Source organism: Ruegeria sp. YTSC199, from assembly GCF_059609725.1.
This window is the reverse complement of record NZ_JBXWMF010000008.1, coordinates 122090-141157: the sequence shown is the minus strand read 5'-3', so window position 1 is coordinate 141157 and position 19068 is coordinate 122090. Positions and strand designations below refer to the sequence as shown.

Here is a 19068-nt window from a genome sequence, read left to right as displayed (position 1 = left end):
TCGGTAAGTCGCAGCAACGGAATCAGAAATCCGAATAGGCGCTAAAAAATAACCAGTTTGCATCTTTTTTAACTTTTTCGTTGCCGAAACCGGTTTCGGAGCAAACAAATGTAAAAAATGGCTACGAATCGTTCATATCAATCGCGCGCGCCAGCGCATCGCACCTTGGTCTCTGGCCGGGTCAAGCTGGACGAATTGGCGGCGCATCTGGGCTTGTCGAAAAGCACGGTGTCGCGGGCGCTGAATGGTTATTCCGATATCTCCGAGATTACGCGCGCCCGGGTCGAGACCGCCGCCCGCAAACTGGGATACCGCCCGCTAAGCCACGCGCAGGCGATCCGGACCGGGCAAGTGCGCGCCATTGCGATGGTTCTGAACAGCGAAGAGCCCGACCAACACAACCCGTTCCTGCAGGATTTTCTGGCCGGTGCCTGTGAGGCCGCCAGCAGCCTTGATTGGACGATGACCATATCCACGGCGACGTCGGAACGCGACACTTTGAAAGTACTCAGCCGCCTGTTCGAAGAACGAAAAGCGGACGGCTTCATCCTGCCGCGAACGATGGTAAAGGATGCGCGCGTCGGGCTTTTGCGCAACCTCGAGGTGCCGCATATCCTTTATGGCCGCACCGGGTACGGGCAGTCGAACACGTGGGAGGAGACCTCATGGTTCGACATCGCCGGCGAAACCGCCATGCGCAATGCGGTGCTGCGGCTGGCAGGGTTCGGGCATACGCGCATCGGCTATGTCGGCAGCGATCCCAAGTTCAATTACAGCCATCTGCGCCGCGACGGCTATGCCGAAGGTCTGAACGAGGCAGGCCTGCCGCTTGACCCTGATTTGATCCGCGACGGCGCCCGGACGCGGGAAGACGGTTCAACGCAGGCGATGGCACTGATGCGACTGGACCTGCCGCCTACGGCGATTGTGTTTGCCACCGATTTGGCTGCTTTGGGGTTCTGTGCAACCGCGCAGGATCAAGGGTTCGAGATTGGCCGCGACGTCTCGGTGATCGGCTATGACGGCATTCCGGAATGCCGCTACGCCCGTCCGGCGCTGACCACTTTCGCCGTTGATTCGCGGATAGCCGGACAGCGGCTGGCAACCTTGCTGATCCGTCAGATCCGGGGTGAGGCACCCGACACCCTGCGCGAGTTGGCTGAGGCGACTCTGGTCGAAGGGGAATCGGATGGGCCGCCGCATCTGACACCGGCGGAACTGACGGTGAAACGCACACAGCTCAATAAAGACTAACCGGGAGGAGACCACACATGAAACTGACACCCAAAGTCGCCAGGCTGATGCTTGGATCGTCGTTGGCGCTGGCGCTGACTGCGCTGTCCGTGCAGGCCGACACAATCCGGTTTTGGACTACTGAGGAACAGCCCGAGCGTCTGGCCAAACAGCAGGAGATGGCCGATCAGTTCAAAGCTGAAACCGGCATTACGGTCGAAGTGATCCCCGTCACCGAAAGCGATCTGGGCACCCGCGCCACAGCGGCCTTCGCCGCCGGTGATCTGCCGGATGTAGTCTATCACACGCTGCAATACGCTCTGCCTTGGGCGGAAGCCGGCATTTTGGACACCGAAGCCGCGACCGAAGTGATCGAGGAACTGGGCGCCGACACCTTTGCCCCCGGTGCGCTGGCTATGGCTGCGTTCAACGGTGAAACCGCGTCGGTGCCAGTGGATGGCTGGACCCAGTTGGTCGTCTACCGCAAGGACCTGTTCGATGAGGCCGGTCTGGACGCACCCGACAGCTTTGCCGACATTCAGGCCGCGCTCGAGGCTTTGCACAACCCGCCGGAGATGTACGGCTTTGTCTCTGCTACCAAGGTCGACGAAAACTTCATGAGCCAGGTGCTGGAACATGTCTTCCTCGCCAATGGTGTAAGCCCGGTTGGCCCCGATGGGTTCCAACCACTGGACGAGGCCAAGACCACCGAGGTTCTGGACTTTTACAAGGCGATTTCCAAGGCGTCGCCTCCGGGAGAGCTCTATTGGAAGCAATCGCGCGAATTGTATTTTGACGGTAAGGCCGCCATGATCATCTGGTCGCCCTTCATTCTGGATGAGCTCGCAGGTCTACGCGATAGTGCCCCGCCGACCATCACCGACGACCCGACCTCGCGCGATCTGGCGGGCAAGACCGGTATTGTCACCAAACTGTCCGGCCCGTCGAACCCCGATGGCGCGGCCTGGGGGGACGTGCGATACTTTGGCATCACCAACGACGCTGATACCGACGCGGCGATGGACTTCGTGAAATATGCCATGGATCAGGGCTATACCCAGACGCTGGCCATCGCGCCCGAGGGCAAGTTCCCGGTCCGTCGCGGCAATGCCGACAACCCGACCGCCTTTGCCGAAGCCTGGGCTGAACTGCCCGTAGGTGTCGACCGCAAGGCCCCGCTGGGCGAGCTTTACGAACAGGCGATGATCGACGAAATCGTCGGAGGTCTGGATGTGGCACAGCGTTGGGGCGTGGTCGAAGGGCAGCTGTCGCTGGCCTCGAAGATGATAAACTCTCAGGCCATCAACCGGATCGTGCGTCAGTACATCGACGACGAGATCGACGCCGCTGCCGCCGTTGCGGCCATGAACGACGAACTGGCCAAGGTTCAGTAACCAACCGGCACCCGCAGCGGCGTCTGTGCCGCTGCGCGCAACCCTTCGAGGTATCCCATGTCTTCGGCCACCCCACCGACCGGAACCGGGGCGCTTGCCAGACGCGAGGGGCGTCTGGCCTGGGCGCTGCTGGCTCCGACCGTGATCAGCGTGTCTCTTGTGGTGATCCTGCCTTTGCTGGCGATCATCTGGATCAGCTTCAAACCGTTTACCCTGTCAGACCTTCGCCCACCTGCGCCGGTCGTGCGTGAAAGCCTGCGCGGATTGGGTGACGACCTGCGGATCGAATACCGCTTGCGCAACTCCAGCCAGGAAATCGCTATTGAGGGCGTGACCTTGGGTGATGTGCTGCCCGACGGTGTGACCGCTGGGGAGGTCACTGCGCCCTGTGTTCTGAACGGCCAGGAATTATTTTGCGATTTCGGCACTTTGGAAGGCGGTCAGCGTGAGCGTATCCGTATTCCGGTCTCGGTCGATGGTGACCCCGACGCCTTCGAAGATGTGGTGGAAGGGTCGGAACCGCGCGTTACCGGCAGCGGACCGAGTGTGCTGACCAATCTGGAATTCAGCCTTGAGAACTTCGCCCGCGTTTTTGACGGTTCGGAATTCTGGGGCGTGTTTTGGGTGACGCTGTTCTACACGGTGTTCGGCACCATTGGCGCGCTGGTCATGGGCCTGTTTGCCGCGCTGCTGCTGAACAAGAGCTTCAAGGGGCAAGGCTTTATCCGTGGTCTCTATCTTTTCCCCTATGTGGCCCCGGTGATCGCCGTGGCCTTCACCTGGGTCACGCTGTTTGATCCGTTCTCGGGTTCGGCCAATGCGCTGCTGGTGCAGATGGGGCTGAGCAGTGAGCCGATCAATTTCTTCGGGGAACGGCCGCTGGCTCTGATCATGGTCACTGTATTCGAGATCTGGCGCTATTTTCCGCTGTCCTTCCTGTTCATCCTTGCGCGGATGCAGTCGATCGACTCCAGCATGTATGAGGCGGCGGATATGGATGGCGCCTCGCCGTTCCAGAAGTTCTGGCTGCTGAGTATCCCGCAATTGCTGGGTATCCTGTCGGTGCTGTTCCTGCTGCGCTTCATTTGGACGTTCAACAAATTCGACGACATCTTCCTGCTAACCGGCGGTAATGCAGGCACGCGCACGCTGACCGTGAATGTTTATGAACAGGCCTTTGCGGTCTCGAATATCGGGGCAGGCGCTGCGGTGGCCGTGGTGATTCTGATGTGCCTGATCGCCTTTAGCTTTGTCTTCTTCCGCTACATCAGCCGTGAGGAGGGCCTGTGATGCGCAAAGGACATATCACCGGCCCGGTTCTGGGCGCGCTGTGGATGCTGGTGATTGCCACTACCATCGCTGTCACCATGTCCTTCGCCACAGGTGCTGCGTTTCGACCGCAGGTTCTGCTAAGCCTGATATGGGGCGCGGCGGCTGGGTTGGTCTATGTTCGCTTTCCGGCCCGCCGAGCACCCGCGCGTCTGGGCATGGCAGCCCTGCTGGGTCTGTCCTGCCTGACCGGCTTTGGCCCGGTTTTGATCGGATCGGACACAACGTTGCAGGCGGTGCTGGTCACCGTGATTGCGGTGGCTGTGGTGATGCATGTGTCACTGGCCGCGATCCTCAGGGATTTGCCGTTTGCGGAACTGACCCGCCACGAATTCGAGGATGCGGTGATCCGTTTCTGCACCGGCTTCGGTTATATCTTTTTCACCGCCATCGTGGTTATCCCGTTCTACGTCATGGTAATGACCAGCCTGAAATCACAGCAGACACTGCTGCAGAACCCGCTGGATTTCTCGGTCGATCTGAGTCAGGGCACGGCATTGTTCCGCAGCTATACGGAACTGTTCCGGGACTTCAACTTCGGCAGTTACCTTTGGACGTCATTTTACGTCTCGGTTCTGACCGTTTTCATCACCTTGCTGTTCAGCGTCCCGGGCGCCTATGCGGTAGCCCGGTTCCGGTTCAAAGGGCAAAAGGCGTTCTCGCGCTCGATCCTTTTGATCTACATGGTGCCGATGATCGTGCTGGCGCTGCCGATCTATATCGCGTTCTCGCTGACGGGTCTGCGCAATTCGATCCTTGGCATCGTCATGATCTACCCGGTCACCACAATCCCGGTCGCGCTTTACATGCTGCAGGGGTATTTCCGCGGCCTGCCGACCGAGGTGGAAGAGGCCGGTCTGATGGATGGTCTGTCGCGTCTGGCGGTGATCTGGAAAATCACCCTGCCGCTCAGCCTTCCGGCGCTGGCGTCGGTCTCGCTCTACGTCTTCATGATCGCCTGGAATGAATTCCTGCTGGCCTTCATGCTGCTCGACGATCCGTCGAAATTTACCCTGACCCGAGGGGTTACGATGCTGAACTCTTCGGAAATTCCCCGCCAACACCTGATGGCCGGTGCGGTGATTGCCACCGTTCCGATCATGGCCCTGTTTCTGGGGCTTGAACGTTTCATGACCAAAGGCCTGACCGCAGGCTCGGTCAAAGGATGACTGAGATGAACTACTACACGACGCCGAGTGAATCGGCACGCAACATCCTGATCACCAATGATCGGGGTGGTTACACGATCCCGACCAGCGGCCTTTATCCCTATCAGTGGAACTGGGACAGCGCGGTTGCGGCGCTGGGCTTTGCCGAGTTCGATATCGACCGCGCCTGGGTTGAGCTTGAGACGCTGTTCTCGGGTCAGTGGGATGACGGCATGGTGCCCCACATCCTGTTCCATCAGCCCGATCCTGGTTATTTCCCCGGGCCGGATGTTTGGGGCGGTACCGGGCCGATCGCGTCATCGGGTGTCACCCAGCCACCATTGGCCGCGACCATGGCGCGGCGGGTTTGGGACAGGGACCGCACGGTCGGCGAGGCGCGCCTTCGTACTCTGTTCCCGGCCATGCTGGCCTGGCATCGCTGGTTCATGGCGTGGCGCCTGGACGAGCACGGCGCTGTCTGCACCACCCATCCATGGGAAGCCGGGCGTGACAATGCGCCGGACTGGGATGGCGCGATGGCGGGGATCGACGCCTCGGATGTCGGCGAATATCAGCGCCGCGACATCAGTCATGTGAACAGCGCCGACCGGCCCACCAAATACGACTATGATCGCTATATCAAACTGGTGCAGATCGGGCGCGAGGTCGGTTGGGACCAGCAGAAACTACTGGACCTCAACCCGTTCCGCATCGCCGACCCGACCATGAGCTTCACCACCCTGCGCGCCGCCCGTGATCTGTTGGCGATAAGCGAGGAACTGGGGATCGAAACCGAGGGTCTTGACGCTGATGTGGTCCGGCTTGAGGCCGGTGCACGGTCGCTGTGGAATGAGGCGCTGGCTGCCTTTGACGCCCGCAATGCGCATACTGGCGAATGGGCAGAAAGTGTCTCTAACGCGAGCTATTTGTGCTGGTACGGAGGTATTGAAGCCCCTCAGATGCTGGACCGTGTGAAGACTGTGCTAACCACCGTCCCGCACCCGATCCCCAGCTATGATCCGAACATGCCCAAGTTTGACGAGCGCCGCTATTGGCGCGGACCAACCTGGGCCTTCATGAACATGCTGATAGGGTTCGGACTGTCAGAAATGGGCCACGGCGTCGAAGCCGAAGCCCTGCGCCTGAAAACTGCCCGCCTGATCGCGGGCCACGGTTTTGCCGAGTACTACGACCCGATCACCGGCAGTCCGGCCGGGGGCAATTCATTCACATGGACCGCCGCCGTCTGGCTGCATTGGGCAGGGAGGAACTGATGGGCAGCATCGAGCTCAAATCCGTCGAGAAATGGTTCGGCGACGTGCAGGTGATCAAAGGCATCGACCTGCAGATCGAAGAGGGTGAGTTCGTCGTCTTCGTTGGCCCCTCGGGCTGCGGTAAATCGACCCTGTTGCGGATGATCGGCGGGCTCGAGGATATCTCGCGCGGGTCGCTTCTAATCAACGGGAATGACGTCACCGATCACCCGCCCTCAAAGCGCGGGTTGACCATGGTGTTCCAGTCCTATGCGCTTTATCCTCACCTGACCGTGGCCGAAAATATGGGTTTCTCGCTGAAAGTGGCGGGGGTTTCGAAACCCGAGATTGCCGAGCGCGTGGGTAAGGCCGCCGAGGTGCTAAAGCTGGAACCGTATCTGGAGCGCCGTCCCAAGGACCTGTCCGGAGGGCAGCGTCAGCGCGTGGCGATCGGCCGGTCCATTGTGCGCGACCCCACCGCGTTCCTGTTCGACGAGCCTCTGTCCAACCTCGACGCCGCCCTGCGGGTCGAGATGCGATACGAGATCGCAAAGCTGCACCAAAGCCTCAACCGCACCATGATCTACGTGACCCACGATCAGGTCGAGGCGATGACCTTGGCCGACCGCATCGTAGTGCTGGAATTTGGCAAGATCGCTCAGGTCGGCACCCCGCGCGAGTTGTATGAACGCCCCGCTAACCTGTTCGTGGCGCAGTTCATCGGCAGTCCGAAAATGAACGTCTTGCCCTGCACCGTGTCCGGGGATCGGTTCCAACTGGAAAACGGCGGCAGCGGACCGTTTGACCGCACCGGCGCGGCCACGATGCTGGGCATCCGCCCGGAACACATCAGTGTGGTCGAACCGGACGCAGGTCACAGCGACGGGATGGTTGAGGTGGTGGAATATCTGGGCGCCGATATGTTCGTCATCGTCGATTGCGGGACCGAGGAAAAGGTCACCGTTCGCCTTGGTGGCGATACCGAGATCAAGGCTGGTGCAAAGATCGGTCTGCACTTTGCGCCTGAGAAGCTGCAATTCTTCGACGCAGAAGGGCAGGCGCTGTGATCGCTCCGGGATGGTGCGGAGAACTGCCGCACCATCCAGCTTCGATACCTTTAGCTTTCGAAGTCTTTACTACTGTTCGAATGTGTAGCTTACATCGAATGTGGATGCTGCCGGACCAGCGGTCAAAAATGTCCCGCCATCTTCCAGCAGATTGTGTACCCAACCAAAACCATCTGAATTCATCAAGTAATCAGTTTTGGAAATACCTATTGAGCCCGTCGTCGTTTCGATCGAGATACTTGTGAGCCTGCTGTATTCATAGACTTTCATCAAAAACGGCGAATACTCACTAACCTCATGTTTTTTGAACTGTCCCTTGTACTCCGATGCTGCGTTGCAAAGGTCTGTGATTTCGAGCTCTTTGAGTTGCGTTTTCGTTTTGTCACCTGAAACGACCGCTAGATCGTACAAACACGTATCCTTGAACGAACAGTCCTTCGAATAGGTCAATATGATCGGGTAGAATTTTGGAAAACTGACAGTTGAGCCATCCTCTGATCGGTTGATCACGATCTGCCCGGATGCACAAAGGTCTTGTGCAGAAGCTGTTCCGACTAGAAAAGAGCTTACGACCGGCGCAAGCAGCGCGCGCAGAAACATTCCAGTGTTTCCGAAATTCATTAGAGCTTTCTAACCTCCGCCTTTCCAATACAGAATGCCAAGAATTAGAGACCGAAGAATACGACGTTAATCAATTCGGCAACTGTCTGATTTCAAATCTCCTTAGCCACAAATAAAAAACCCCGCCGACGGTGCGACGGAGTTTAAATGATCTTCTGAGCGTCAAGATCAGCCTTTTTTCAGAACCTCACGGCCCAGAAGTTCAGCGATCTGTACCGCGTTCAGTGCGGCACCTTTGCGCAGGTTGTCAGACACGCACCACAGGTTGATACCGTTCTCAACGGTCGAGTCCTGACGGATGCGGCTGATGAACGTGGCGAAATCGCCCGCACATTCGACCGGTGAGACGTAGCCACCGGCTTCGCGCTTGTCGATCACCATGATGCCCGGAGCCTCGCGCAGGATGTCGCGGGCTTCGTCTTCGTCCAGGAATTCTTCGAACTCAATGTTCACGGCCTCGGAATGGCCGACGAAGACCGGTACGCGGACGCAGGTTGCGGTGACCTTGATCGACGGATCGACGATCTTCTTGGTTTCCACAACCATCTTCCACTCTTCCTTGGTCGAGCCGTCTTCCATGAAGACGTCGATCTGCGGAATGACGTTGAAGGCGATCTGCTTCTGGAACTTCTTCGGTTTCACCTCGGTGGTGGGGTTGTAGATGGCCTTGGTCTGATCCCAAAGCTCGTCCATACCCTCTTTACCGGCGCCCGAAACCGACTGATAGGTCGACACGACAACACGCTTGATCTTGGCACGGTCATGCAGCGGCTTCAGCGCCACAACCATCTGCGCGGTCGAGCAGTTGGGGTTGGCGATGATATTCTTCTTCTTGTAGTCGTGGATCGCCTCGGGGTTACACTCCGGCACGATCAGCGGAATCTCCGGGTCATAGCGATACAGCGACGAGTTATCGATCACCACACAGCCGGCTGCGGCCGCCTTGGGGGCATACGTCTTGGTTGCGTCCGAGCCGATGGCAAACAGCGCCATGTCCCAGCCGGTGAAGTCGAAGGTGTCGATGTCCTGGGTTGTCAGTGTCTTGTCGCCAAAGCTTACTTCGGTACCCAGCGAACGACGGCTTGCCAGGGCGGCAAGTTCATCGACCGGGAACTGGCGTTCCGCCAGGATGTTCAGCATTTCGCGGCCCACGTTACCCGTGGCGCCGGCGACAACGACGCGATAGCCCATTTCATGTCTCCAAAGTTAAGGACGCGCGTTCATAGCCGCGTTGCAGCGAAGAAAAAAGGGTTTTCGGGTATTATTCCCCCAATGACGCCGATTTAACGCGGCAAGGGGCGTCAGGCGTCGTTCAGAAGCCGTTCGTATAGCGCCACAAGGGCCTTGGCCTCGCCATTGATGTCGAAATTCTGCTCGACATGGGCGCGGGCGGTGATACCGGATTGCGCTAGGGAATCGCGGTCGGTCAGCATTTCGGCGGCAGCATCGGCCAGCGCGGGAATATCACCGGGCTCGACCACCCGGCCCAGCGACGGGTCGGTGACAATCTCGGAAAACGCGCCTACATCGGTGGCGACAACCGGGACGCCGCAAGCCATCGCCTCCAATGGGGTAAGGCCGAACCCTTCCCAACGTTGCGGGGCGACGAACAGGTCCAGCACCTGATACCACTCGGCGATCTGATCCACGGTGACTTCGGGCATGAACAGAATGCGATCGGACAGACCCGCCTTGGCGACCTTGTCTTTCAGATCAGCCAGAAAACCGGTGTGTTTTTCGGTGGCGCGACCCATGACGATGCCGTGGACGCCGTCGAAGCGACCGCACAGGTCGATCATTGCGTCAACAAAGGCGTCGGTGCCTTTCTGGTGCCGAATACGACCGTAACAGCCCAGCAGGAGACCATCCGGCAGGCCCAGCTGGGCACGCACCGCCTCTTTGTCTTTGGGCGGTGTGAAATCCTGCAGGTTGATGCCATGCATGATGACCTGTGCGTCGCGCTCCAGATACCCGGCGGTTTTGTGAGAGGTGGCCACGACAGCGTCCATCTTGTCGATCAGCCATTTTGTATAGCCGGTATGGGCCCGTTGCGAGGCGCTGGTGAACAGCAGTTTCAGCCGCAGCCGCAGCGCGTTGCGCAGGAACAGACCCAGCAGCATCTCGGTATTGCGACGAGCGTGCCAGACGCGCAGAGTTTTGCGCGACAGAAAGGGCAAACGACCCAGCGGGATATGTGGGATGTCGGCAGGCAGGCCCGGTCCGGTTGCTGCGATGTCGATCCATTGCACCTGCAGCGGCACCAGCCGGGCAATCGTCGCCGTCACGCCCGAAAGCCTGCGTTTGAGATTGGGGGCAATGACGCGCGGGTCGGACATAGGTGCTCCTGACGGTTTCAGCGTCAGTCGACGCTGTCGCGGCTGAATAGGTAGATCAAGCAGCCGAAGGCAAGTGTGATCGCAAAAAAGCCGAATATCGCTGTGTAGGGCGCAGTTGGGCTTATGTCCACCGTGGCGGCATGAATGCGCCCCGTGACGAATTGCGCAATGCCAACACCACCGATGCCAAAGAGGTTCAGCAGGGTCATGCCGCGCCCGACCAGGTGCGGGGCCACAAAGGCCCGGCCATGCGCCATGATCACCGGAAAGCTGGCCCCCATGAACCCGATCACCGCCATCAGAACGACTGATAACCAGACCGCGCTGTTGATCCATACACACAACAGAACCAGTGCCGCCGTGCCCAGCGCGTTGCCGCCGAAGATCACCCATTTCCGCGTGCCCAGCAGCCGGTCGAGCGGGCCATAGGCGAAGGTTCCGGCAATCATTGCAGCCCCCATGATCAGCGTCGCCGTCCCGATTTGCGTGGTGCTGAGGGCGAAGATATCGCTCAGATACGGTCCGGCCCACAACCCGCGCGTGGCCGCCGAGGGCGCATAAGCCACCAGCATCAGTGGCAGGATCGCCCAAAGCGCGGGCTCTTTCAGCAGGTCCAGCACAGATCCCCGGTGCTCGGTCTCAACCCGTTTGGGATCATGCACGGTGATCCAGATGCCCAGCGCAATCGCGCCCGAGAACAGGGCAAGCATCCAAATCGTCGCTCGCCATCCGATCAATTCAACCGCCAGTGCGGTGGGGTACGAGGCCACAAGATTGCCCACCGAACCCACGCCCAGCATAACCGCGGCCAACGTTGCGAACCGAGCTGGCGGATATTCGCGTGCAAAGATGTAATATGACGCCATCAGTACCGGAGAGCACCCGACACCGATCAACCCCATGGCAACAGCGACATGAAACGGTGTGCTGGCCACAGCAAACAGCGCCGCGCCGCCCGCTCCGCCGGCCAGCAACAGCACGGCGGCCGTCAGGCGCGGCCCGATCTGATCCAGCGCCCAGCCTACAGGCAACTGCATCGCCGCAAAGACCAGAAACCAAAGCCCCGAGGCAAAGGCCAGATCTTCCGGCGTGGCACCAATATCGCGACCCAGATCGACACTGAGTACCGCCAGAAAGGCGCGAAAGAACTGGCTGAGCACATAGCCCAGGCACAAGACTACCAGACCTGCCTTCATGAACCGCCCCTTCTCCCCCAAGCTGCGCAGAAATGCTTGGCACGTCCCGGTGCGCCACACAAGCTTGTGTGCTATACTGTTTTCACCGGACAGCGTTCGCATTCGGGCTATTTGTTCCGATACCCATCACCCCGAGGTGCCAATGAAAGACGCACAGGCCGCCTTTTATGACAGCCTTCCCCGACAGCGGGACTTCACCAGCCTGGCGCAGCCAGCGCGGTTTACGCCGGTGCCGGGTGACTGGGCGCTGGGCGTGGCCGATATCGTCGATTCCACCGGTGAGATTGCAAGGGGCCGCTATAAAACCGTCAACGTGGTGGGCGCGGCGGTGATCTCGGCTATGATAAACGCGCTGAAGGGGCAGGAGTTTCCCTATGTTTTCGGTGGCGATGGCGCCGGGTTTGCAATCCCCGCAAGCGCCGTCGATACCGCCCGCACGGTGCTGGCCGAGCTGCGACGCTGGGCCGATGAAGAGTTCTCGATCGCATTGCGCGGGGCATTGGTGCCGGTATCCGAAATCCGCCTGGCGGGCCGGGACTTGCGAGTGGCACGCTATGCGCCTTCGGACGGTGTGGATTACGCCATGTTCTCGGGCGGCGGGCTGGTCTGGGCCGAAACGCAGATGAAATCCGGTACGTTCGAGGTGCCGCCCGCCGAACCGGGCGCACTGCCTGATCTGACCGGCCTGTCCTGCCGCTGGTCCAACAGCAAGGCGCGTCATGGGCAGATCGTGTCTCTGGTGGTGCAACCAACCGCCAAAGCAACCGAGAGCGACTTTGCCGATTTGGCCCGGTCGGTTCTGACCGCCTTGGAACGGTTGGAGCGCGCGGGCCATCCGGTGCCGGAAAACGGCCCTCCGATCAGTTGGCCACCACCGGATGTCGAGCTTGACGCTCGTGTCTCCCGCGCTGGGCGTAACCTGCTTGGGCAAAGGATAAAGCTGCTGGGGCAGAACCTGCTGATTGCGTTGTTGTTTAAAACCGGTAAGCGGTTGGGTGAGTTCGATCCCGGCCACTACAAGCACATGGTCAGCCGCAACGCAGACTTCCGCAAGTTCGATGACGGGCTGAAGATGACGCTGGATTGTGATCCGGGCACGCTGAAGCAAATCAAGATCATGCTGGAACAGGCACGTGAACAAGGCAAGGTTCGCTATGGGCTACACGCGCAGGACGAGGCGATGATGACCTGCTTCGTGCCTTCGGCCACGCGGGACGACCATGTGCATTTCGTCGACGGGGCCTCGGGCGGTTACGCGCAGGCCGCCGCTGCAATGCAGGGCTAGCGCGCTATTTTGCCTTCCACTTAGCGGCCAAGGCCGCTGCGGCCTGCGCCAACAGCATCACGTCGATCCCCACTGCCAGAAACTGCGCACCCATTTCCAGATAAGCCTGATTTGTATCGTCATTGGTGCCCAGAATGCCGGGTGCTTTGCCCGCGGCTTTGATCCGCGCGATGGCATCGGCGACGGTGGCGCGTACTTCGGGTGCGGCGCTGTTGCCTTGAAACCCCATATCGGTGGACAGGTCTGCTGGGCCGATGAACACGCCATCGACGCCATCAACCTGCAGAATATCGTCCAGTGCCGCCATCCCAGCGCGGTTTTCCACTTGCACCAGCAGGCAAATCTGCTCATCCGCGGTCTGAATATAGTCCGAGACCGCGCCATATCCCGTAGCCCGTGCCGCCCCGGCACCGACCCCGCGCAGGCCTTCGGGCGGATATCGGCAGGCCCGCACCAGTTCGCGTGCCTGTTCGGCGCTGTTGACCATTGGCACTAAAATGGTCTGAGCGCCGATATCCAGCACCATCTTGATCAGTGCGGTATCGCCCACCGGCACCCGCACCACCGGATGCGAAGGGCTGGCGGCCAGCGCCATGAGCTGATCCCGCAGCGAGCGGATGTCATTCGGCGCATGCTCGCCATCAATCACCAGCCAATCGAAACCTGCGGTGCCCATGATCTCGGCCGCGACGGGTTCGGCAAAGCTGCTCCAACAGCCGATCAACTGATCTCCCTTTAATAGAGCCTGTTTCAACGAGTTATCAGGTGCAGCCATTTGGGAACCTCTAGGTAAGTGAGCGGGCGATTTCGGTGATGACATCATAGGCCATGCGGACGTCATCCTCGGTGGTTTCGAACTGACCGGCCTGAAAGCGGATCACCAGATCACCATCGACGCGGGTCTGGGTCAGATAGATGCGGCCATCATCGTTGATTGCGTTGATCAAACGCAAGTTCAGATCGTCCAGGTCAGTATGCCCATCAGGTATGTAGCGGAAGGTCCAGAGCGACCACATCGGCGGAGTGACGATTTGAAAATCCGGCTCAACCGCCAGCCGGTCATGCAGGCCAATGGACCAGTTGACATGGTTGCGCAGCCGTTCGCGCAGCCCCTCCAACCCATAGGCGCGCAGCACGAACCACAGTTTCAACGCTCTGAACCGGCGGCCCAGTGGCACCGACCATTCCGAATAGTTGATGATCCCGTCCTTGCCGTGCGTCTTGAGGTATTCCGGGCTGATCGCTAGCGTCTGCACCAGATCGTCGGGGTTCTTCAGGAAATGTGCGCAACAGTCGAACTGCACACCCAGCCATTTATGCGGGTTGAACACAATGCTGTCGGCCTGCGCGATCCCGGGCCAATAGTGGCGGTATTCCGGACAGATCATAGCTGACCCGGCCCAGGCCGCGTCCACATGGGAATACAGCCCGTATTTCTGCGCGATCTTCAGACATTCATCCACCGGATCGGTTGCTCCGGTACCTGTCCCCCCGACACATAGAATGACGCCCGCGGGTTGCAAACCAGAGTCTAAATCTAACTGAATCGCCGTTTCCAGCGCCTCGGGGTTCATGCCCCGCCAATCCCCCTTGATCGGGATACGCACCAGATTGTCCTGCCCGAGCCCAGCCACCCAAATGGCGCGATCCACCGAGGTATGCACCTCGGCCGAGCAATAGACACGCAGCGGCTTCTGCCCGAACAATCCCTGCCGGTTGCCTTGCCAGTTCAACGCCTTTTCCCGCATTGTCAGCACGGCAGCCAGTGTCGCTGAGGAAGCGGAGTCCTGAATGACGCCGGCAAACCCTTCGGGCAGGTCCAGCGCCTGACGCAGCCAGTCCATCATCCGCGTCTCCATCTCGGTCGCAGCGGGTGAGGTCTGCCACAACATACATTGCGGCGCGATGGCACTGGTCAGAAACTCGGCCAAAACTGACGGAGGCGACGTGTTCGCATTGAAATAGGCGAAAAACCGGGGGTGTTGCCAATGGGTGATCCCCGGCATCACGATATCCTCGAAATCGCGGAAGATATCCTCCATCGCCTGCGCCTGTTCCGGCGGATTGGCAGGCAGGGCGTCCAGAACCTCGCCCGGTTCGGTTCGGGCGCGAACGGGCCTGTCACCCACGGTCAGGTGGTAATCCTGCGCCCATTCGGTGATTTTCTTGCCCCAGTCAGTGAACTCATCCCACTTCATCGCAGACCTCATTTTTGACCCGGCGCGTGTCTTACCTGACCGGCTTTTACTCTGCCGACAGTGATGGTCATCCGTGGCCTAAGGTCAACGATCTTTCGATCATGTGGCAGTTCAAAAACCCTGAACACAGTAAAGTGTGCACGACAATTCAGTGTCTATTTCGGGCTAAATCCGTATAAACACCCAGAAAAACGGATTGGCCCGTTGCAGCGCAGCCGGAATTCGGCGAGAATTTCCTATGACCAATGAAGTACCATTGACGTCACGTTCATTGCCCATTGCGTTACTGCGGGCCAGAGAACGGGTCATGGGACCCATTCGCAAGATGCTGGCGGATGTCGGTGTGACCGAACAGCAATGGCGCGTGTTGCGCGTTCTGGAGGAGGAAGGCCCGCAAGAGCCGACCCATCTTGCGGACCGGGCGTGCCTGCTGTTGCCCAGCCTTACCCGCATTCTGCAAAAGCTCGAGGCCAAGGGGATGATCCTCAGGGAAGTCCACCCCGGCGACAAGCGCAGGCAGATCGTCGACATCTCGGCAAAGGGAAAGCAGATTATCCGCGACAACATTCAGGTGACCATTCATCTGGCCGAGGATTTGCGCACCAAGCTGGGCCCGGAACGCCATGAGGCGCTGCTGGATCTGTTGAATGAACTGCGTGATCTGGAAACGTGACACCCCACATTCGAACCCCGCCGGAGAAAGGCATTCTCTCCGGCGGGGCGGCCAGACGTGTACTGGATTATGTGCCTGGCCCGAGGCCGGTTGCGTCGGATAGGTCCCGACGGTCCGACCTGCGCTTCAGAAAACGTGCCGGACCGAAATAAACCAGCTCTCCGGCGCAAAGTCTTTGGGGGTAAAGTCTTTGGCCTTAGTTCTCTGAAGTATTCGCACCCGATAACGCCGCGTGGTTCGCGGGATTACAGGATGTCTTCACGTCCAGACGGGTGCATGTTTACCCGCCGTACCTGTGAGCGGCGGCCAGAGCGCGCCGTACCCCGATTAGTCGGCGAAATCGCTCTGCCACTTTTCAATCTAGAACTGTTCCGGTGGTTTCCAAGGCGGGACGCCCATATTGTGAACAGACATTGCTCAGGTTTCTTGGAATGACGGCTTGTTCTGCTGTACCCGGTTATGCGCAAAACCGACAGTCTTGTCCTGCCCGATCGCGGCACACGCGGCCGAAATGGGGCACGAGATCGATCGTGAGGCTCCATTCTATTTCACCAAATCCGCGTCCAACGCTGTGCTGACCGGGGCAACCGTGCCGTATCCGCCGGGCACTGGGGATTTTCATCACGAGATGGAGCTGGCCGTTGCCCTTGGCAAACCCGTCTTCCGCACTACCAGCGCGCAGGCTTCGGATGCGTTTTACACCTATGGCTGTGCGCTGGACACGACTCGCCGTGACCTGCAAATCCGCTAGCGAAACAAGCAGCGTCCCTGGGATCTGGACAAGGACCTTGAGGCCGGAGCGGTGTTTGCGTCGCTGACTCGTGCGGCGGACTGGTCGCCGCAGAATGCCACCCGTATTCATCTGAGCGGGAATGGCGAAACCGACAGGATGAAAGGCTGAGCGAGCTAATCTGGAAGATTGACGAGATCATCAACCATCTGCCCGGCTATTGCCACCTGCGGCCTGGAGACCTGATCCTGACCGGCACACCTGCCGGCGTCGGCCCGGTGCAGGCCGGCGATGTGATAGACGTTGGAATTGATGGGTTACAGCCGATTCAATTTACGCTGGCGGAAGCAGAATAGACCCTATTTAGGGTCTTTCAGCCAGTCTTTTGCAAACTCCACGTCGTCCAGCCCGGCAAACCGGCGGACCCGGTCCAGTTCCGATTGCAGCCGCCGGGTGCGGGCATCCGACCAGCGTACGGATCGCTCCGGCCATAGTGCACTGACTTGCAGAACACTACGGTCACGCTGCGCCTTCATATCGATGCGGCCAATCATCCGGTCACCCTCCAGCAGAGGGAAGACATAGTACCCATAGGTCCGCTTGGCGGCGGGGACGAAAACCTCGATCCGATAGTGGAACCCAAACAACCGCTCGGCACGGTTTCGATCGCGCAACATCGGATCAAAAGGGCTGAGCACCCTGATACGCCCCGGCGCTACAGGTAGCTCAGCCTCGGCAAGACCAGGACGTGCCAGCAGTTTCCGCACCGGTCCTTCGGCACAGGTGACTTCGATTTCCTCCAGAATCCCCTGTGTTAGGCCCCGTTCACACCATTTTTTTGCCTCGGATACGCTGACCGTATCCCAAAACGCCGCCAACTCTCCGGATGTGGCAAAGCCCAGCCGATCCAGCGCGGCATTGCACAGCCAGTCCACGGTTGTCTCGGCGTCACAGGCCATGTTGCCCGGGCACAGATGCGTTTCGATTACCCGTTCGGTCAGGTCATAGCGTTTCTGAAACCCGCTGCGGCCAATTACCGTCAATGCACCCGACCGCCACAGGAATTCCAACGCGGTCTTGGAAGGATGCCAGTCCCACCAGCCGCCTGATCCCTTCTTCTCGTCCTTGCCCACATCGGAGGACGACACCGGCCCATGATCTCGGATATGCTGCAGAACAGTGGCAAATTGCTGTTCGAACCCGTCTCGGCGCCAGTTCTTCCAGCGGGATTTCAGCAGATCGGCATCCCGTTGAAACCGCAGATGCCAGTGCGGATAAAACGCCATCGGGATGACCGCGGCGTCATGAGTCCAGTGCTCGAATAGCGCTTTGTCGCGTTCATAGAGGCGTTTGAGGTTTTTCGCGCGGTAGGCCGGCCGGCGCGAAAACAGGATCATGTCATGGGCGCGAGCGACGGTGTTGATGCTGTCCAACTGCACGAACCCCAGTCGGTGGATCAGGTCCAGCAAATCCGCGCCCTTGGCCCCACCCGAAGGCTGTTCGGCCAGCGCATGACGGTCCATGAACAGCACACGGGCCGCCTTGTTGTCCAACCGTTTCAGCGCCATGGCACTAGCGCCGTTTCAGTGTGTCACCAAAGCTGATCTTGGGGGTCAGGGTCACGCGGGTGTCGATCTCGGCTTCCGGCTCGGCCAGTTGCCGGGCGATGATCTCAGCCGCCTTGCGTCCGATCTCCAACCGGCAGGCATCCATCGTGGCCAGCTTGCGCGGCAGGCCTTGCAGCAGCTCGACATTGTTGAACCCGGCCAGACCGATCTGCCCCGGTATGTCGATGCCCTGTTCCAGCAGGTACAACAGTCCGCCCGCGCCAATCATGTCGTTGGAATAATAGAGGAAGTCCAGATCGGGAGAACGTTCCAGCATGGCCTGTGTCATCTCACGCCCTTTGGCAAGGGCTGAACCTCCGGAATAGAACTCGCGATCCTCGATCTCGACACCGCTCTTGCCGAGAACTTCGGTGAAGCCTTCAAAACGTTTCCGCGCACGGTGGTCCAGCGGCATCTTGGTGCCCATGAAACCGATATGTTCGTAACCCGCCTTCAGGATCGCCTCGGCCATTTCGCGCCCGGCCCGGCGGTGCGAGATGCCAACCATCGCATCCACCGGTTTGCCATCGGTATCCATGATCTCAACCACCGGAATACCCGCCGAATCCAGCATGGCACGGGCGGCCTCGGTATGCTCCAGCCCCGCGATGATCACGCCTGATGGCCGCCACGAGAGCATCTCGTAAAGGACCTTTTCTTCTTTCTCAGGCAAATAGTCTGTGACGCCGACAACAGGCTGCAATTCGGTATCTTCCAAAACCTGATTGATGCCGGTCAGCACCTCGGGAAAGACCATGTTTGACAGCGACGGGATGATCACTGCGACCAAGTTTACCCGACTTGAGGCCAGTGCGCCCGCGATCTTGTTGGGCACATATCCCAGCTCTTTCGCCGCGGCCAAAACGCGGGTGCGGGTGGCGTCGGACACGTCGCCACGGTTCCTCAGAACCCGGCTGACTGTCATCTCGGACACTCCGGACGCTTCCGAGACATCACGAAGGGTAAGCGGACGTTTTGTTTCTGTGGTCACGGAGGGC

At 59.5% G+C, this 19068-nt stretch carries 16 protein-coding genes and 1 pseudogene; 9 read left to right on the top strand and 8 right to left on the bottom strand.

Going from position 1 to position 19068, the window contains the following annotated elements; genetic code table 11:
* Positions 1 to 117: 117 nt before the first annotated feature.
* The 6 genes from AC2FEE_RS10135 to AC2FEE_RS10110 are packed head-to-tail and all read left to right on the top strand — an operon-like array spanning position 118 to position 7424.
* The gene (locus tag AC2FEE_RS10135; RefSeq protein ID WP_496864860.1) at positions 118 to 1254 is read left to right on the top strand and encodes a LacI family DNA-binding transcriptional regulator; all 1137 of its coding nucleotides are present in this window, start codon (positions 118 to 120) and stop codon (positions 1252 to 1254) included.
* Between the two features lie 17 nt (positions 1255 to 1271).
* Complete coding sequence (locus AC2FEE_RS10130) at positions 1272 to 2627, top strand: ABC transporter substrate-binding protein (RefSeq protein ID WP_496864859.1); 1356 nt, start codon at positions 1272 to 1274, stop codon at positions 2625 to 2627.
* Positions 2628 to 2684: 57 nt separating this feature from the next.
* Positions 2685 to 3917: a carbohydrate ABC transporter permease gene (locus tag AC2FEE_RS10125; RefSeq protein WP_496864858.1), complete on the top strand. Its 1233-nt coding sequence runs from the start codon at positions 2685 to 2687 to the stop codon at positions 3915 to 3917.
* On the top strand, positions 3917 to 5125 hold the full coding sequence (locus tag AC2FEE_RS10120) for a carbohydrate ABC transporter permease (RefSeq protein ID WP_496864856.1): 1209 nt from the start codon (positions 3917 to 3919) through the stop codon (positions 5123 to 5125). Before AC2FEE_RS10125 ends, AC2FEE_RS10120 begins: the two co-directional genes overlap by 1 nt.
* 5 nt (positions 5126 to 5130) lie before the next feature.
* Positions 5131 to 6378 (top strand): MGH1-like glycoside hydrolase domain-containing protein, encoded by a 1248-nt coding sequence (locus AC2FEE_RS10115; protein WP_496864855.1) that lies wholly within the window; start codon positions 5131 to 5133, stop codon positions 6376 to 6378.
* A complete protein-coding gene (locus AC2FEE_RS10110) occupies positions 6378 to 7424 on the top strand; it encodes an ABC transporter ATP-binding protein (RefSeq protein ID WP_496864854.1) in 1047 nt (348 codons plus the stop codon). The genes AC2FEE_RS10115 and AC2FEE_RS10110 overlap by 1 nt, the downstream gene beginning before the upstream one ends.
* 69 nt (positions 7425 to 7493) lie before the next feature.
* On the opposite strand, the gene AC2FEE_RS10105 is transcribed toward AC2FEE_RS10110, so the two are convergent.
* From AC2FEE_RS10105 to AC2FEE_RS10090, 4 genes are all read right to left on the bottom strand, one after another.
* Positions 7494 to 8024 (bottom strand): hypothetical protein, encoded by a 531-nt coding sequence (locus tag AC2FEE_RS10105; protein WP_496864853.1) that lies wholly within the window; start codon positions 8022 to 8024, stop codon positions 7494 to 7496.
* 189 nt (positions 8025 to 8213) lie between these two features.
* Positions 8214 to 9236 (bottom strand): aspartate-semialdehyde dehydrogenase, encoded by a 1023-nt coding sequence (locus AC2FEE_RS10100; RefSeq protein ID WP_496864851.1) that lies wholly within the window; start codon positions 9234 to 9236, stop codon positions 8214 to 8216.
* A gap of 110 nt (positions 9237 to 9346) precedes the next feature.
* Complete coding sequence (locus AC2FEE_RS10095) at positions 9347 to 10381, bottom strand: glycosyltransferase family 4 protein (RefSeq protein ID WP_496864850.1); 1035 nt, start codon at positions 10379 to 10381, stop codon at positions 9347 to 9349.
* A 23-nt stretch (positions 10382 to 10404) separates the two neighbouring features.
* Positions 10405 to 11577 carry an MFS transporter gene (locus AC2FEE_RS10090; protein ID WP_496864849.1) on the bottom strand — a complete coding sequence of 391 codons (1173 nt, stop codon included), beginning with the start codon at positions 11575 to 11577 and terminating at the stop codon, positions 10405 to 10407.
* A gap of 142 nt (positions 11578 to 11719) precedes the next feature.
* Between AC2FEE_RS10090 and AC2FEE_RS10085 the strand changes: the two genes are divergently transcribed.
* Positions 11720 to 12862 carry a DUF3095 domain-containing protein gene (locus AC2FEE_RS10085; RefSeq protein ID WP_496864848.1) on the top strand — a complete coding sequence of 381 codons (1143 nt, stop codon included), beginning with the start codon at positions 11720 to 11722 and terminating at the stop codon, positions 12860 to 12862.
* 4 nt (positions 12863 to 12866) lie between these two features.
* Here AC2FEE_RS10085 and AC2FEE_RS10080 read toward each other — a convergent pair whose 3' ends face one another.
* Together AC2FEE_RS10080 and AC2FEE_RS10075 are read right to left on the bottom strand one after the other, a co-directional pair.
* The gene (locus AC2FEE_RS10080) at positions 12867 to 13637 is read right to left on the bottom strand and encodes an HpcH/HpaI aldolase family protein (protein ID WP_496864846.1); all 771 of its coding nucleotides are present in this window, start codon (positions 13635 to 13637) and stop codon (positions 12867 to 12869) included.
* 10 nt (positions 13638 to 13647) lie between these two features.
* Positions 13648 to 15060 carry a pyridoxal phosphate-dependent decarboxylase family protein gene (locus tag AC2FEE_RS10075; RefSeq protein WP_496864844.1) on the bottom strand — a complete coding sequence of 471 codons (1413 nt, stop codon included), beginning with the start codon at positions 15058 to 15060 and terminating at the stop codon, positions 13648 to 13650.
* Between the two features lie 238 nt (positions 15061 to 15298).
* Between AC2FEE_RS10075 and hpaR the strand changes: the two genes are divergently transcribed.
* A complete protein-coding gene (gene hpaR, locus AC2FEE_RS10070) occupies positions 15299 to 15733 on the top strand; it encodes a homoprotocatechuate degradation operon regulator HpaR (RefSeq protein ID WP_496864843.1) in 435 nt (144 codons plus the stop codon).
* 439 nt (positions 15734 to 16172) lie between these two features.
* A pseudogene (locus tag AC2FEE_RS10065) lies at positions 16173 to 16819 on the top strand (fumarylacetoacetate hydrolase family protein).
* A gap of 3 nt (positions 16820 to 16822) precedes the next feature.
* Here the strand turns inward: AC2FEE_RS10065 and AC2FEE_RS10060 are convergent.
* Both AC2FEE_RS10060 and AC2FEE_RS10055 read right to left on the bottom strand, forming a co-directional pair.
* Positions 16823 to 18031, bottom strand: coding sequence for a winged helix-turn-helix domain-containing protein (locus AC2FEE_RS10060; protein ID WP_496864842.1), 1209 nt, complete (start codon positions 18029 to 18031; stop codon positions 16823 to 16825).
* A 4-nt stretch (positions 18032 to 18035) separates the two neighbouring features.
* Positions 18036 to 19061 (bottom strand): LacI family DNA-binding transcriptional regulator, encoded by a 1026-nt coding sequence (locus AC2FEE_RS10055; RefSeq protein WP_496864840.1) that lies wholly within the window; start codon positions 19059 to 19061, stop codon positions 18036 to 18038.
* Positions 19062 to 19068: the final 7 nt, after the last annotated feature.

Bases quoted from the DNA above. Each gene is read 5' to 3' on its own strand.
- AC2FEE_RS10135 (WP_496864860.1), top strand. From the start codon at position 118: ATGGCTACGAATCGTTCATATCAATCGCGCGCGCCAGCGCATCGCACC.
- AC2FEE_RS10130 (WP_496864859.1), top strand. From the start codon at position 1,272: ATGAAACTGACACCCAAAGTCGCCAGGCTGATGCTTGGATCGTCGTTG.
- AC2FEE_RS10125 (WP_496864858.1), top strand. From the start codon at position 2,685: ATGTCTTCGGCCACCCCACCGACCGGAACCGGGGCGCTTGCCAGACGC.
- AC2FEE_RS10120 (WP_496864856.1), top strand. From the start codon at position 3,917: ATGCGCAAAGGACATATCACCGGCCCGGTTCTGGGCGCGCTGTGGATG.
- AC2FEE_RS10115 (WP_496864855.1), top strand. From the start codon at position 5,131: ATGAACTACTACACGACGCCGAGTGAATCGGCACGCAACATCCTGATC.
- AC2FEE_RS10110 (WP_496864854.1), top strand. From the start codon at position 6,378: ATGGGCAGCATCGAGCTCAAATCCGTCGAGAAATGGTTCGGCGACGTG.
- AC2FEE_RS10105 (WP_496864853.1), bottom strand. From the start codon at position 8,024: ATGTTTCTGCGCGCGCTGCTTGCGCCGGTCGTAAGCTCTTTTCTAGTC.
- AC2FEE_RS10100 (WP_496864851.1), bottom strand. From the start codon at position 9,236: ATGGGCTATCGCGTCGTTGTCGCCGGCGCCACGGGTAACGTGGGCCGC.
- AC2FEE_RS10095 (WP_496864850.1), bottom strand. From the start codon at position 10,381: ATGTCCGACCCGCGCGTCATTGCCCCCAATCTCAAACGCAGGCTTTCG.
- AC2FEE_RS10090 (WP_496864849.1), bottom strand. From the start codon at position 11,577: ATGAAGGCAGGTCTGGTAGTCTTGTGCCTGGGCTATGTGCTCAGCCAG.
- AC2FEE_RS10085 (WP_496864848.1), top strand. From the start codon at position 11,720: ATGAAAGACGCACAGGCCGCCTTTTATGACAGCCTTCCCCGACAGCGG.
- AC2FEE_RS10080 (WP_496864846.1), bottom strand. From the start codon at position 13,637: ATGGCTGCACCTGATAACTCGTTGAAACAGGCTCTATTAAAGGGAGAT.
- AC2FEE_RS10075 (WP_496864844.1), bottom strand. From the start codon at position 15,060: ATGAAGTGGGATGAGTTCACTGACTGGGGCAAGAAAATCACCGAATGG.
- hpaR (WP_496864843.1), top strand. From the start codon at position 15,299: ATGACCAATGAAGTACCATTGACGTCACGTTCATTGCCCATTGCGTTA.
- AC2FEE_RS10060 (WP_496864842.1), bottom strand. From the start codon at position 18,031: ATGGCGCTGAAACGGTTGGACAACAAGGCGGCCCGTGTGCTGTTCATG.